Annotated in this window: 12 protein-coding genes; 1 reads left to right on the forward strand and 11 read right to left on the reverse strand. The window is 72.6% G+C overall.

Annotated features, from left to right (window positions below; genetic code table 11):
• Positions 1 to 33 precede the first annotated feature (33 nt).
• The 3 genes from AC24HA_RS00780 to AC24HA_RS00790 form a co-directional block, all read right to left on the reverse strand.
• On the reverse strand, positions 34 to 1260 hold the full coding sequence (locus AC24HA_RS00780) for an MFS transporter (RefSeq protein WP_425707387.1): 1227 nt from the start codon (positions 1258 to 1260) through the stop codon (positions 34 to 36).
• A 150-nt stretch (positions 1261 to 1410) separates the two neighbouring features.
• The gene (locus AC24HA_RS00785; RefSeq protein WP_425707386.1) at positions 1411 to 2046 is read right to left on the reverse strand and encodes an HdeD family acid-resistance protein; all 636 of its coding nucleotides are present in this window, start codon (positions 2044 to 2046) and stop codon (positions 1411 to 1413) included.
• A gap of 31 nt (positions 2047 to 2077) precedes the next feature.
• Positions 2078 to 3493: an Nramp family divalent metal transporter gene (locus tag AC24HA_RS00790; RefSeq protein WP_425707385.1), complete on the reverse strand. Its 1416-nt coding sequence runs from the start codon at positions 3491 to 3493 to the stop codon at positions 2078 to 2080.
• 242 nt (positions 3494 to 3735) lie between these two features.
• Between AC24HA_RS00790 and AC24HA_RS00795 the strand changes: the two genes are divergently transcribed.
• Entirely contained in the window at positions 3736 to 4128 is a 393-nt protein-coding gene (locus tag AC24HA_RS00795; RefSeq protein ID WP_425707384.1) for an ectoine synthase, read from the forward strand.
• 124 nt (positions 4129 to 4252) lie between these two features.
• Here the strand turns inward: AC24HA_RS00795 and AC24HA_RS00800 are convergent, their stop codons facing one another.
• The 8 genes from AC24HA_RS00800 to AC24HA_RS00835 form a co-directional block, all read right to left on the reverse strand.
• The gene (locus AC24HA_RS00800; protein WP_425707383.1) at positions 4253 to 5704 is read right to left on the reverse strand and encodes a Zn-dependent hydrolase; all 1452 of its coding nucleotides are present in this window, start codon (positions 5702 to 5704) and stop codon (positions 4253 to 4255) included.
• Positions 5701 to 6264 (reverse strand): L-2-amino-thiazoline-4-carboxylic acid hydrolase, encoded by a 564-nt coding sequence (locus tag AC24HA_RS00805; protein ID WP_425707382.1) that lies wholly within the window; start codon positions 6262 to 6264, stop codon positions 5701 to 5703. Before AC24HA_RS00805 ends, AC24HA_RS00800 begins: the two co-directional genes overlap by 4 nt.
• Positions 6265 to 6372: 108 nt before the next feature.
• Entirely contained in the window at positions 6373 to 9153 is a 2781-nt protein-coding gene (locus AC24HA_RS00810) for an alpha-amylase family glycosyl hydrolase (RefSeq protein WP_425707381.1), read from the reverse strand.
• A gap of 227 nt (positions 9154 to 9380) precedes the next feature.
• Positions 9381 to 11000: a DEAD/DEAH box helicase gene (locus AC24HA_RS00815; RefSeq protein ID WP_425707380.1), complete on the reverse strand. Its 1620-nt coding sequence runs from the start codon at positions 10998 to 11000 to the stop codon at positions 9381 to 9383.
• A gap of 243 nt (positions 11001 to 11243) precedes the next feature.
• Positions 11244 to 12074, reverse strand: a complete 831-nt coding sequence (locus AC24HA_RS00820) for a VOC family protein (RefSeq protein WP_425707379.1) — start codon at positions 12072 to 12074, stop codon at positions 11244 to 11246.
• Positions 12075 to 12175: 101 nt separating this feature from the next.
• Positions 12176 to 13051: a fumarylacetoacetate hydrolase family protein gene (locus AC24HA_RS00825; protein ID WP_425707378.1), complete on the reverse strand. Its 876-nt coding sequence runs from the start codon at positions 13049 to 13051 to the stop codon at positions 12176 to 12178.
• A gap of 50 nt (positions 13052 to 13101) precedes the next feature.
• Complete coding sequence (locus tag AC24HA_RS00830; protein WP_425707377.1) at positions 13102 to 13980, reverse strand: VOC family protein; 879 nt, start codon at positions 13978 to 13980, stop codon at positions 13102 to 13104.
• Positions 13981 to 14259: 279 nt separating this feature from the next.
• Entirely contained in the window at positions 14260 to 14928 is a 669-nt protein-coding gene (locus tag AC24HA_RS00835; RefSeq protein WP_425707376.1) for a flavin reductase family protein, read from the reverse strand.
• Positions 14929 to 15031: the final 103 nt, after the last annotated feature.

Genomic DNA, 15031 nt, shown 5'->3' on the forward strand with positions numbered 1-15031 from the left:
GTGCGCCCGGGCGCCCGGGCGCCCAGGCGCTCGTCAGGCCCGGACGGCCTGCGCCTCCGGCTCGGTCGCCCCCGGGCGGCTCCGGTCCAGGCGGATGCTCACCAGCGCGAGGACGCCACCGGCGAGGGCGAGCGCGACGCCGACCCAGCCGGGCGCGAGGTAGCCAAGGCCACCGGCGATGACGAGACCGCCGAGCCAGGCGCCCAGGGAGTTGCCCACGTTGAAGGCGGCGTGGTTGAGCGCGGCGCCGAGCAGCTCTGCCTCCCCGGCGATGTCGATGATGCGCGCCTGGATCGAGGGGATGAGCGAGGAGGAGGTGATGCCGATGGCGAACACGAGCGGGAACAGCAGCAGCCCGCTGCCGCCGAGGAGGGCGTAGAGCGCCATCGCCGTCGACATGCTCGTGAAACCGATGATCACGGTCCGGGCCAGGTCCCGGTCGCTGGCCCAGCCGCCGAGCACGTTCCCGATCACCATGCCGACGCCGAGCGTGGCGAGCACCCACGGCACGACGGGCTCGGACAGCCCCGCCGTCCGCGTCGCCACCTCGGCGATGTAGGAGTACACGGCGAAGAAGCCTCCGAAGCCGATCGCGCCGACGGCGAGCATGAGCCACAGCCGCGGGTTGCGGAACGCGGAGAGCTCCTTCATCGGGTGGCGGTCGGGATTGCCGGGGACGGCCGGGATCGTGCGCAGCGCGAGCACGAGGGTGACCACGAAGATGGCGGCGACGGCCGCGTAGGCCCAGCGCCAACCGGCCTCCTGGCCCAGCCAGGTCCCCAGCGGGACGCCCACGACGTTCGCCACGGTGAGGCCGGACAGGGCGATGGCGACGCCCGCACCCTGGCGGCCCGGCCCCATGAGGCGCGCGGCGAGCAACGAGGCCACGCCGAAGTACGCGCCGTGCGGGAGGCCCGCGACGAACCGGGCGAGCGCGGTGAGGGCGAAGTCCGGCATGAGGGCGCTGGCCAGGTTCGCCAGGGCGAGCGCGGCCGCGAGGATGAGCACGAGACGGCGCTGCGAGAGGCGTGCCGTGATCACCGCCGTGACCGGGGCGCCCACCACGACGCCCAGCGCGTAGGCCGTGACGAACCAGCCGGCCTGCGCGATCCCGCCCGTCGGGTCGGACCCGAACCCGGGGACGAGCTCCTCGGCGATCTGCGGGAGCAGGCCCATGGTGACGAACTCGGTCGTCCCGATGCCGAAGCCCCCCAGGGCGAGCGTGAAGAGGGCGAGGTTGCGGCGTGCGGTACTCGGCATCGACTGGTGCTCCGGGAGTCGGGACGGCCGGGACCCGCGGCGCGCTCGTGACGCGCCTGCGGTCGGGGCCGCGTGACCGGGGGTGGTCACCCGCCGTGCAACAGCGCGCCAGGTCCCGTTATGCCGGTTGTGACGGAGCGCTCGATCCCGTCAGCCCCCGAGCATGCGGGGCGGCTCGCGGTCCACCTCGAGGCGGTCGTCGATGTTCCTGATCCAGCGCCGCACGGAGAGGGCGACGACGATCTGCATGACCCCCCAGAGGAGCGCGGCGATCGCGACGGTCCAGGCGACGACGTCGAGGGAGACCCAGGGGCGCCAGACCACGAACGCCCCCACGACCACGAAGAACGTGCCGGCGACGACGAGGGGCCGCACACCGTGGACGTACCTGCGGGCGCGGAGGGCCGTGATGAGCTCCCACAGCCCCATGACGATCGCCCACACGCCGATGACGGTGATCATCAGCGTGGCGACGTTGCCGGGCCGGACGAGCCCGAAGATGCCCGCGGCGATCTCGACGACGCCGAGCACGATCGTGAGGATCTTCTGCGTGGGCCGGTCCGGCTCCTGGTTCCTGGCGTCGACCCCGAGCCCGATGCCGCCCAGGACGTTGAGCAGCCCGTCGACGAGCAGGAAGATCGAGAAGAGCTGGATGACGGCGTCGATCATCGTGCCCGGCCACAGGATGACGGCGACGCCCACGGCGACCGCGGCGATCCCGCGGCCCGCCGTGGTGAGCCACGAGGTCCGGAAGATCTGCCGGACGGGGTCGCGTCGGTCCACCACGGCGCCAGTCAACACCCTTCCGGGCCCGGGGTCACTGGGGCAGCAGGCCGAAGATGTCGGCGAACTGGTAGCCGGCGAGGAACACGACGACGGCGACGATGAGCCAGCCCAGCACGTTGGCCACGGGGCCGTTGCGGTACTTGCCCATGAGCTTGCGGTTGTTCATGACGCTCATGAGGAAGATCGCGACGATCGGCAGCAGCAGCCCGTTCGCGGCCTGGGCGATGACGATGATCTGGATCGGGTTGAACCCGGTGAGGGCGATGGCCCCGCCGACGACGAGGATCGCGACCCAGACGATGCGCGCCGGTGTCGAGCGAAGGTCGCTCGAGAGCCCGAGCACGCCGGTGATCGCGTAGGCGGCACCGAGCGGGCCGGCGATCGCCGAGGTGAAGCCGGCGGCGAAGAGGCCGAGCGCGAACACCCACGGAGCGGCGTCGCCGAGCAGCGGGGTCAGCGCCTCGGCGAGGTCCGTGCCCTCCTCGGCGGCGATGCCGCGCACGAACATCGACCCGACGGCGGTGACCATGACGGCGAGCGTGATGAGGCCGCCGATGCCGATCGAGACGGCCGTGTCGGTCCGCGCCTCCTTCATCGCCCGGTCGACCGGGACCTGGCCCCAGTTCTCCTTGACGAGCTGGGCCTGCAGGAAAAGGTTGTAGGGCACCACGGTGGTGCCGATGAGCGCGATCGCCGTGAGGATCGCGCCCGGCGGGATCGAGGGGACGAACATGCCCCCGAGGAGGTCGCCGAGGTTCGGCCTCACGATGACCGCGGTGACGACGAAGATGACGACGAGGACCGCCACCATCGCCATCAGCACCTTCTCGATGAGCTTGTAGCTCCCGGTCCACAGCAGGGCGAAGATCAGGGCGATGAGGACGACGACGACGATGCGCGTGTCGACGTCGACGACGTTCGTCACGGCGAGGGCCGTGCCCGAGGTGTCGCCGCCCGCGTAGGAGGCCCCGCCGATGCCGATCGCGGCGACGACGAGGACCGCCATGAGCAGGCGGGCCACCGGGGAGTGGAAGACCTCGCGCATCGCCTCGCCGAGGCCGCGCCGGGTGCCCAGGCCGAGCCGGGCCGTCATCTCCTGGAGGATGATCGTCGCGACGATGGAGAAGACGATCGTCCAGGCCAGCGCGTGCCCGTAGTCGGCGCCCGTGACGATCGACGTGGTGATCGTGCCGGGACCGATGAACGATGCCGCGATGATGAGGCCGGGACCGAACCTCGAACCGGCACGGCGGCCGGACACCGAAGCGCCGGGCGACTGGGTGGCGGCCTCGCCGGCGGTCAGCGGCTCCGAGGCCGAGCCCTCCGGACGGGCGGCGTGGGATCCGGAGCCGTGGGGACTCGGCGCAGGCTTTCCGGCGGGCCCGCCGGGCCCGCCGGCACCGGCGGCGTGGGCTCCGCCTGCGTGCGTTCCGTCGTCGGTGGACATGGGGGGCTCCTCACGAGACTGCGTCACCGGGTACGGCCCGCGGCCGTCGGCGACGATCGGTCGGTATGCGCGAGACCCTATGCCCCGGGCACCACACTGTCATGACACCCCGCGGCGTGTCCCGGTCCTCGGACGGCGGGTGCTGCCGCCGGATCCGGACGGACCTAGTATCGATGGGGCGCCCCGGACTGTCCTTGGACCGTGCGGCAGGAGCGGGCGCCCACCGACACGAGGAGGTCTGCATGTTCATCCGGTCGATCGACGAGGTGCCCAAGGTCGAGTGGGGCCAGGGCACGAGCCAGCGGGTCCTGACGAAGAAGGACGGCATGGGCTTCGCCGTGGCGCACACGGTCGTCCGCAAGGGCACCGAGGCGGCGCTGCAGTACCGGAACCACCTCGAGGCCTGCTACTGCATCGGCGGCAAGGGGTACGTCGTCAGCGAGGACCGCCAGACGCGGTACGAGATCACGCCCGGCGTCATCTACGTGCTCGACGAGCACGACGCCCACTACCTCCAGGGCGGCGAGGAGGAGGACCTCATCCTCGTGTCGATCTTCAACCCGCCGATCAACGGCGACGAGGCGCACGAGCTCGTCGACGGCGGCTTCTCCTCGTACGCCGCGACGACGGACTGACCCCACGGCCGACGAGTGAGGGGAACCTTCGCGACGAGTGAGGGGACTTTCGCTCCGACCCGGGCGGATCTCCGCATGTCGGTCGACACGTCCCCTCACTCGTGCCGAAATATCCCCGCGCTCGTCAGGGGAGGCGGGCGTCGAGGTCGAGGACCACGCGCAGCAGCACCTCGGCGCCCACAAGCGCCCACTCCGGCGTGATCGCCTCCTCCTCCGCGTGCGACACGCCCCCGACGCACGGGATGAACAGCATCCCGGTCGGCACCCGCGAGGCGACCTGCACCGCGTCGTGCCCCGCGCCGGACACCAGCTCGCGCGGCGGGTGACCGAGCTCTGCCGCCGCACGCGCCACCGCTCCGGTGACGAGCGGGTCGAACGTGACGGGCTCCGCCCGGGAGATCTCGCGGACCTCGGCGACGACGCCGCCGCGGGTGGCCCGGTCGACCGCCTCCCGCACCTCGGCGACCATCGCCTCCAGCTCGGTCCGGTCCGGGTGGCGGAGCTCCACTGTCAGCGACGCGCTGCCGGGCACCACGTTCGGAGACCCCGGTCCGACGACGAGGCGCCCCACCGTCGCCCGCCCCACCCCGGGACGGGCGAGGCCGATCCGGTGGACGTCGGTGACGACCTGCGCCGCGGCCACGAGCGCGTCCCTGCGGGACTCCATGGGGAACGTCCCGGCGTGCGCCGGCGAGCCGGTGAGCTCGACCTCCAGCCAGCACATCGCCTGCACGCCGGTGACCGTCGCGACCCTGAGCCCCTCGGCCTCGAGGAGCGGGCCCTGCTCGATGTGCGCCTCGAGGTAGGCGGCGTGCTCGTCCGGGGTCACGACGTCGGACCCCGCCCAGCCCGTGACGGCGAGCGCCTCCGCCAGCGTCTGCCCCTCGGGCGCGCCGGGCACGTCCAGACCGTCGCGTGAACGGGACGCCAGCGCCGCGCCCGCGTCGAGACGCCCCGCGTACACCGAGCTGCCACCCATCATCGGCGCGAACCGGGCGCCCTCCTCGTTCGTCCAGTCGACGAGCTCGACCGGGTGCCGCGTCACGTGGCCGGCCCGCTCGAGCGCGTCGAGGACGGCCAGACCCGCGACGACGCCGTACACCCCGTCGTACCGCCCCGCGGACGGCTGCGAGTCCAGGTGGGAACCGACGAGGATCGCTCGGGGGTCCGCCACGTCACGTCCCGCTGCGGGCCCGGTCCCCGCGGTGGGGTCGCGTCCCGTGGTCGCGCCGACGTCGCTCCCACCGCCGGGGCGTCGGAGGAACATGTTGCCCACCCGGTCCACGCGCGCGCCGGCTCCGGCCTCGGACGCGCGCTCGCGGAGCCAGGCGCGGGCATCGGCGTCGTCGGGACCTGCAGCGAGCCGGTGGAGACCGCCGGCGGGGGTCGCCCCGAACGTGCTCACGCGCTCGAGGTCGGCCCACAGGCGCTCGCCGTCGATCATCACCTCGCGGTGGGGCGACGTGTCGTCGCCCGGGCGAGCACCGCCGTCGGGAGACGCCGCCTTCCCCGGGTGAGGGCCGCCGTCGGGGGACGCCGCTCTCCCCGGGTGAGCCCCGCCGTCGGGGGCGTTCACCGGTCCCGCTCCTCGGCGGCCACGTGGGCGACCTCGCCGGAGTCCTGGTGCGCGGCTCCGGTGTGGGCGTTCGGGGCGCCGGCGGGCCTGCGGTAGCGGAAGTCGCAGTGGGAGGCGCCGGACATGATCGTCTGCGTCCGCTCCAGGGTGATGCTCGGGTCGTAGCCGAAGGGGAACTCGAAGTCCCGCGTGCAGGACAGCAGCTCGCCGATGTCCCCCAGACCCATCTCGTGGTAGGTCTCGGCGTACCGGCAGCGGTGGACGTCGTAGGAGTAGACCTCCTCGGTGGCCTCCAGGGTCTCCGTCTGCAGGGCGTCGTCGGCCTTCCACAGGTCCTGGAGGTCGATGAACGTCCGCAGGTTCGAGCCGCCCGGCTCGCGCTGCGCGAGGCGGGCGCCCTGGGCGCGGGCGTCCTCGCGGATCGCCTCGGTGAGGATCTCCCTGGCCCGCTCCTCGCCCAGCTCGCGGACGAGGATCCGGTGCACGGGAGCGAGGATCGCCGCCTCGATCCGCCGGCGCGTGAGGATGGGGAGGTCGTCGTCGCTCGTCGGGGTGGTCATGGATCCAGTGTCCGCCACCCGGCCCACGCGCAACAGTCGTCGATCGTGGGGCGCGCTCACTGGCCGTTTCGGGGGCAGAAGTCCGCTCACTCGCCAGGGGTGGGACGGTCAGGCGAGCTGGAGGACCGCCACCGTCCACGGCTGCACGGCGTAGTCGCCCTCGACGACCTCCGCCACCGCGGTGGGCCACACGTTGCCCTGCTCCTCCGCCCACGGCGCGGTATCGACCACCCGGTGCCAGCGCAGGCCGTCGTGCTCCTGGCCGAGGGCGAAGTCGACCACGTCGGTCGTCATGTTGACGCACATGAGGTAGTCGTGGCCGCCGACCGGTGAACCGTCGATGTGCACACGCACCGCACGGTCGCCCGCCTGGGTGCCGCGCGACGCATCAGGGGAGCCGAAGAGGTAGCTGACGTCGCCGTCGTCGAGGTGGACGCCGCCCCACTCGCGCTGCCGGAGCGCGGGCTCCACACGACGCAGGTGGGCGAGCGCCTGCGCGAACGGCAGGAACGGGCTGGTGCCCTCGGGCGTCGCCGCCTCGCCCACGTTGTCGTGATAGGCGGCCTCGACCTGGCCGGTCGGGTCGACCGGCAGCTGCGTCGGGCGGTTGGAGGTGGCGAAACCGTAGTTCGTCCACATGCCCACCGAGTTGAGCGACCAGGGGTTGTTGTTGCCGTTCTGGGTGCGTCCGAGCTCGTCGCCGGCCACGATCATCGGCACGCCGCGCGCGAGGAACAGCACCGTGAGGAACGAGCGCAGCCGGGCCCGCCGCAGCGCCTGGTCGCCGCCGGAGTCCCACGACCTGTTGTCGTCGGAACCGCCGTCGGACGGACCGAACGGCGGTTCGCCGTCGTTGACCTTGTCGTTGTAGGAGACGAGGTCGAGCATGGTGAAGCCGTCGTGCGCCGTGACGAAGTTGATCGAGCGCGCGGGGCCGCCCTGGTCGTGGAAGTGCGGCCAGTCGCCGTTGACCTGCTCGACGAACGCCATCGTCGAGCCCTCGCCGCGCAGGAAGTCGCGCACCGCGTCCCGGAACCGGCCGTTCCACTCGCCCCAGCCGGCGGGGAAGTTGCCGACCTCGTAGCCCCACAGGTCCCACGCCTCGGCGATCACCTCGATCCGGCGGTCGGCCGCGAGGTCGCGGATCGAGGTGAGCAGCGGGTGCAGGGGGTAGAACTCCTTCTGCCCCTCCCAGTCCTCGCGGGCCGAGTCCTCGGGCGCGCGCCCCAGCACCGGTGCCAGGTCGAACCGGAACCCGTCGACGCCCATGACGTCCGTCCAGTAGGCCAGCGAGTCGAGCACGAGCCGCTGCGAGGCCTCCGAGGAGAAGTTCACCTGGTTGCCGGTGCCGGTCGCGCCGTCGACGAGAACGTGGTCGTCTGTCTGGACGTAGTACTCCGCCGTCGCGAACCCGCCGAGGGAGACGAAGGCCGACGTGGCGGGGTCGCCACCCCAGCTGCCGCCCTCGCCCGTGTGGTTGTAGACGACGTCGATGTACAGCTCGATCCCCTGCTCGTGCAGGGCGCGGGCCATCTCCTTGAACTCCCGGGTGGGGCCGCCGGGGCTCGTGTCGCAGGCCAGGTCGCGGTTCGGCGCGAAGAACGCCAGCGTCATGTAGCCCCAGTAGTTCGACGTGCCGTCGTCGCCCGGGCGGGCGGTCGTGTCCGTGGCCTGCACCGGGAGGAGCTCGAGGGTGGTGAGGCCGAGACCCTTGAGGTACGGCGCGAGCTGCCCGACCCCCTTGTACGTGCCGCGCGCCTCGTCGTCGACGTTGCGCACGCCGGAGAAACCACGGCGCCCGGCGAGGTCGTCGCCGAGCGTGGTCACCGACGGGTGCGCGGTCATCGCGTGCGTGTGCCCCTCGTAGATGCTCGTCCCCTCGGACAGCAGGTGCGGGTGCGTCCCGAAGGACGTCTCGTCGACGACGACGATCCCCTTCGGCGCGATCCGGCCAGTGTCGACCTCGCGTCGGGGCCTGCCGTGCTGCGCGTGGGTGTCCGGGCCGCCGGCGAAGTCCTCGGGGGTCCCGCCCTCGGCCTCGATGAGCGAGGAGGAGAGGTTGTGCGTGATCTCGCGGGCGTAGGGGTCCAGGAGGACCTTGTTCGGGTTGAAGCGGTTGCCGACCTCGTCGTGGTCCGCGGAGAAGCCTGCCGCCGAGCCGCCGCGGGACCAGTCCTCGTGGGGCTCGAAGCCTGGCCCCCAGACGCGATAGCCGTACAGGGTGCCGTGGCCGGCGCCCTCGACGCGGGCGCGCCAGATGCCGTCGTGCCCGCGGTGGGTGTCGACCTCGACGGAGGCGTCGGTGCCGGTGGCCGACGGGTAGATCTCGAGCAGCACGCGGGTGGCCGCCGGTGCGTGGACCGCGAAGGTGGTGGGGCTGGTGCGCGAGGTGCTGCTGCCCGACGTGCTGCTACCGGACGCGCTGGCGCCGGCGGCGCTGGAGCCGGACGCGCTGGTGCCGGCAGCGACGGCGTGGGCGCCGAGCGGGTAGGAGGCGGTGGCCCACTCACCCTCGTCGACGGGACGGATCGTGGCCGGAGCGTCGTCGCTCGCAGTCGGCCGGTCGTCTGCCGCGAGCCCGTTGTTGCCCCCCGGGGCCCGGCCGCTCCGCGGTGACGGGGCCGGGGACGACCCGGGCTGATCATCGGTCGGCGTTCCGGCCATGGGCACCTCCTGCTCGACGTCCGGGCCGGCGCTCCGACCGGACCCGATCTGCGCACGCTCCGGCCCCGGCCCGAGGACGCGCGGTCCACGCGGACGCCTGGCCCGGAGGTTCGTCAGGGGCCGCAACCTGCGCGCCGAGACGACCGTGACGACTCCCGCGCCGGCGGCGGCCAGGGCCACGAGCGCCTTGCCCACGCCGTCGGGGATCCCGTTGGTTCGTGCCATGCGTCCATTGTGGCGGCACAGGAGATCGTGTGCCCGGCGGCGCATGCGCAGCGCCTGCGCGACGGGCGCGGGAGAGTAAGGCTCGGTGAGACCGAGGGCCGTTCGTCATCGGATCAGGGCGAGCCGCCCGGCTCTCCCACCAGATCAGAGGTAATCGGCGAGATCAGAGGAAACAACCCCTGCACTCGCACAGTTTCCTCTGATCTCGTCCAGGGAAGGGACGCGAGTCAGCCCTGATCGGTCGCCGGACGGGTCGCGCGGCGCGGACCTCGACGGCCCGAGCCCGAGCTCGATGCACCGGACGAGCCAGGACGGTGCGCAGCCGCGCCACCCTTCTGCCCGCCGGCGCCACCGCCGGGGCGACCACCGCGCTCACCACCGGGCGCACCGCCCGAGCGTCCGCCGGGCTGACCGCCCTGACCGCCGGAGGACCGGACGCCGTGCTCGACGAACGGCGCGCCTCCGCCCGAACGACCTCGTCCGCGGCCGCGCCCACCGCGTCGGCGCCCGGAGCCGCCACCCGCCGGCGAGCCTCCGCCCCGACCGTCACGACGCGCGTCGCCAGATCCGGCGCCACCACGCTCGCCGCCGTTGCCGGAGCCGCCACCCGGACGACCACCGGAACGCGCGCCACCACCACGCCCACCGGCTGCGGGCTCTGCTGCGACCGGGTTCTCCTTCGCGCTGCCGTCGGCGATGTCGGCGAGGACGCCGTCCCCGGGGCGGACGCGGTGCAGCGTGGGCCGGATGCCGGCGGCGCGCATGAGGCTGCGCACGTCGGACGTCTGGGCATCGGTCGACAGCGTGACGACCGTGCCGGAGGCGCCGGCGCGCGCGGTCCGCCCGGACCGGTGCAGGTAGGCCTTGTGCTCGGTGGGCGGGTCGGCGTGCACGACGAGCGCGACGTCGTCGACGTGGATGCCGCGGGCCGCGATGTCGGTGGCGACCAGCGTGGGCGCCGAGCCCGAGTGGAACGCCTCGAGGTTGCGCTGCCGGGCGCCCTGCCCGAGGTTGCCGTGGAGCTCGACGGCCTGGTGACCGCGCGATCCGAGCTGCTTGGTCAGCCGCTTGGCCCCGTGCTTCGTGCGAGTGAACACGATGGCGCGCTCGGCCTTGCCGGCGAGCTCGGCGACCACGTCGATCCGCTCGTCGTCGCGGACCTGCAGCACGTGGTGCGCAGAGGTCGGCGGCGGCGCGGTGGCGGAGTCGGCCTCGTGCACGACCGGGTCGGTGAGGTACTTCTTCACGACGACGTCGACACCGGCGTCGAGCGTGGCGGAGAACAGCTGGTGCTGGGCCGAGCGCGGGACGGTGTCGAGGATGCGGCGGACCATCGGCAGGAAGCCCATGTCGGCCATGTGGTCGGCCTCGTCGAGGACGACGATCTCGATCCCGTCGAGGCGCGCCTCGCCCTGGCCCATGAGGTCGAGCAAGCGGCCCGGGCACGCGACGAGGATGTCGACGCCGGAACGCAGCGCGGTGACCTGCGGGTTCTGTCCGACGCCGCCGAACACGGTGCGGGTGGTCAGGCCCGCGGCGCGTGCCAGCGGGTCGAGGGTCTCGGTGATCTGCAGGACGAGCTCGCGGGTCGGGGCGAGGATCAACGCACGAGGGCGACCGCCGGAGGTGCGCCGCGGGCGCTCCGCAGCCGCGAGCCGCCCGACGAGCGGCAGGCAGAACGCGTAGGTCTTGCCCGAACCGGTGCGGCCGCGGCCGAGCACGTCGCGGCCGGCGAAGGAGTCGGCCAGCGTGGCGGACTGGATCGGGGTGGGGGTGGTGATCCCGGCGCGCTCGAGCACGGGGAGCAGGGTCGGGGGCACGCCCAGGCGTGCGAAGGCAGTGGTCATGGCGGGGTGAAGTCCGTCCGTCGTCGACCTCGTCCGGGCGCTCGGCCCGCGCGGGTCGCGGCGGGGGCGCTGGTGGCGGGTTCTCCCGCGGCACCGGCAGCCCGGGACGAGGAACGTGCGGACTGCCTGGTCAGAGTACGCCACACCCGGTCCACCGCGCCGTCAGGGAGACCGAGGTCTCCCTGACGGGCGATGCGCGCAGGCGCCCGACGGCGTCGCGCACGCCGGGCGCGCAGGCGCCCGTCAGTCGGAGGTCGGGCCCATGAGGTGGAAGACGCCGCCCTGGTCGTCGGCCACGGCGGCGAGCCGCCCGTGCGGGGTGTCCCGCGGCTCCGACACCACGGCGCCCCCGATCTCGACGACCCGCCGGACCGAGGCGTCGGTGTCCGGGGTGCCGAAGTACACCGACCAGTGCGAGCGGTCCTCGGACCCGGTGGGAAGGCCCGTGATGCCGGCTCCGCCGTCGGGCGCGTCGCCGAGCACGGTGTACGTGCCGTCGCCGTCCCCGGCCTCGTCCCGCTCGAGCTCGCGGCACTCCCAGTCGAGCACGTCGGTGTAGAAGTCGACCGCCGCGTCGTGGTCCGCGGACGCGAGCTCGAACCACACCGGCGTCCCGTTCCCGGGCGCGGCCTGGACGCCCTTGAGGATCTCCGCCTCCCAGAGGCCCACCTCGCCGTCGGTCGGGTCCGACACGATCGCGAGACGCCCCCACGACGACGCCGACCGCGGGGCCACGAGCACCGTGGCCCCGGCCGACTCGGCGGCCGTCACGGTGCCCTCGAGGTCCTGGGTCGCGAGGTAGACCGACCACCTGGCCGAGCCACGGTCGTCGTCGGACATGGGGCGGAACCCCGCCACGCGCTCGCCCTCGAGGACGCCGAAGGACATCCGCTCACCGGCCGGGCGGTTGTGCTCCCATCCGAACAGCCGCCGGTAGAAGCCGGCCGCGCGCTCCGTGTCCCGGACCGACAGCTCGATCCAGGCGGGCTCGCCGCGCCCGTAGCTGCGCGGACGCGCAGGGGTCGCTCGTTCCTTCTCGTCGGGCGTCGTTCCGGTCGTACGTGACGTGGCCAAGACGTACCTCCTGACGGCGCGCCCACGGGTGGGCGCGAGCGGTCGCGGTCACTACCAGCGTACGACTCCCCCGCCCCGGCCCATGGGGCGCCCCGGGTGCCTCAGAGCCAGGACGGCAGCTCGGCGACCCGCTGGCGCACGGTGTTGGTGAGGACGCCGACGCCCTCGATCTCGACCTCGACGACGTCGCCGTCCTCGAGCAGTCCCTGGGGCTCCATGAAGAACCCGACGCCGCCAGGCGTGCCGGAGACGATGACGTCGCCCGGGTTGAGCGGGGTGACGGTCGAGATGTGGGCGATGAGCTCGGGGATGTCGAACGTCAGCTGGGCGATCTTCGCCTGCTGCCGGACGTCGCCGTTGACCCGGGTCGTCAGCGTGGACTCCAGCAGGTTCGGCACCTCGTCCGGGGTGACCATGGTCGGGCCGAACCCACCGGTGCCCACGAAGTTCTTGCCGGCCGTCCACTGCGGCGTGGCGCGCTGCCAGTCGCGGGCCGTGAAGTCGTTGTACGGCGCGTAGCCGGCGACGTGGTCCAGCGCGTTCTCGGTGCCGACCCGGTAGGCCTGGGTGCCGATGATGACCGCCAGCTCGCCCTCGTAGTCGAACTTGGAGCTCTCGGTCGGATAGATCGCGTCGGCGCGCGCACCGATCTGGGACTCGATCGTTCGGATGAACAGGGTCGGGGCAGGCGGGCGCTCGCGGCCGGCCTCCTTGGCGTGCGCCTCGTAGTTGACGCCGACGCAGATGATCTTGCCGGGGGCGGGGATCACCGGCAGGTAGGTGACGTCGGCGAGCGCCACGCGCGGGGCGCCGGCGGGCAGGGCCGCGGCATCGGCCGGCAGGGTGCCCGCGGTGATGGCGTCGGCAAGGCTCGTGGCGACGTCGGCTCCCCCAGGACCGAGGACGACGACGTCGTCACCGTCGACCGCGCCCCACGTCGGGGCGAGCTCGGCGGTGGTGAAGGTGGTAAATCGCATGCAGTGCCTCCAGGGAAGGTTCGAACGTCTACAGGAAGGATCGTGCCAGGTCAGGCGCGCGGGGTGGCGGGGAGCCCATGGCTGCGGAAGTTGTCGCCACGGTAGGTGCCCCACCGGTTGATCCAGCTGTCGTCGCCGTCCTCCCACACGATCGGCGGACGGAAGTCGTCGTAGATCTGGTCCATGTCGGTGTAGACCTCGACGACGTCGCCCGGCGGCTCGACGTAGTAGCCGGCGATGTTACGGCCCGCGCCGTGCCGGACCGGCCCCCACACGGCGCGCTGCTCCCCGAGCCGGTCGAGGCGGTCGAGGACCTCAGTGATGTCCCCGACCCCGCGCATCTCCCACGCGTGGTGGTGGAGCTTGCCCGGCCCGGCCAGGAGCGCGATCCCGTGGTGCTCGGAGTTGCACCGCAGGAAGTAGCCCATGTTCCCGATGACGTCTGACGTCATGAACCCGAGGTCGTCGGCGAAGAAGGCGCGGGCGTCGGCGAGGTCGGTGACGTGGAGATTGACGTGACCGAACCGCTTGGTGACCGCCGGCGCGTGACGGGTCGCCTCGCCGGACATCGAGAGGTACAGGGAGAACACGAACCCGTCCGGCCCGACGACGGCGAAGCCGCCCTCGACGCCCGGCGTCAGCGGCCCCTCGGCGACGATCTCGCGACCGGCCGCCGTCAGGGACGCGCGCAGCTCGGCGAGCGCGGCGGCGTCGCGGACCTTCAGCCCGATGTGGTCGACCGCGTTGTGGTCGGCGGCGATGTAGACGATCTCGTGGCTCACCGGCGCGGCAGCCAGATAGACGCGATCCACCTCTCGTGCGGTGACATGCAGGCCGAGAACCTCGACCGCGATCTGCACGCTGTACTCGAGGTCGGTGGTGCGGATGGCGAGGTAGCCCATCTCGCTGACGGCGCGCGTGAGGTTCACAGGTGGTCCTTCTCCTGGTCGGTTCTGGTGAGGGGCAAGACGGCGGCCGGGATCGGCATCGGGCCCGAGGAAAGACAGCGGCTGTCAAGGCGGCCGAGCGCACGCGGACGTGACGGAACAGCTTGGTGACGGCAGCCGCGAGCCCGCGCGGGTCGAGAGCGCCTGCGACGTACAGCTCGGGCCGGGCCAGCGGCAGGACGCGCAACTGTAAGGGGCCCGCGGATGCGGCCCGCTCGGACCCCACGGCGGGGCGGCCGGAGCACTGCGGGCGGCTACCGACTACGCGTGGGGGCCGTGCAGGTCCCACTCCAGCCAGACCTGCGGCGGGAGGTGGGCGACGTTGTGCCACTGCCCGCGGTAGAACACGAGGGAGTCCTTGTTCTCGGAGTGACCGAAGTCGACGACCTCGCCGAGGAAGAGGACGTGGTCGCCGCCGTCGTACTCGCGCCAGGGTGTGCATGAGAAGTGCGCCAGGCTGCCCGCGATGCGCGGCGAGCCGAACTGGAAGTCCCACTCGATCTCGTGGCCCTCCTGCGGGCTCCCGGCAAACTGCAGCGCCGTGGACTTCTGGTCACCCGCCAGAACATTGATCGTGAATGGTTGATCCATGAGCCGTTGCGCGGCCTGGCTCTTGCGCGTGAACGACACGAGGAGGAGTGGCGGATCGATCGACACCGAGGTGAACGAGTTGACGGTCGCGCCGAAGTACTCCCCGTCGACCTCGTAGGTCACGACGGTGACACCCGTTGCGAACTGCCCAAAGGTGTGGCGGAGCGCACGTGGGTCGTCGAACTTTTCTCCCCGCCGCTCGACCGACGCCAGCGCCTTCGTCGCAATGGCCTCCCCCGGTGCCCCCTCACGGAGGTCGTCGCCCTTCTCGAAATGCACACCGACATCGGCATCCTCCACATCGGTGCGTCTGTCGATCTGTCTGGTCTGCTGACTCATCACGGTCTCCTTCGTCTGGTCGGTGGACCTGGCCGCCGCGCTCGCACGTGTCGGAGCTCGCTGGGCCGACGGGTGGGCGTCGTCTCTCGCATGGCGCACGAGC

Source organism: Georgenia sp. Z1491, assembly GCF_057652395.1.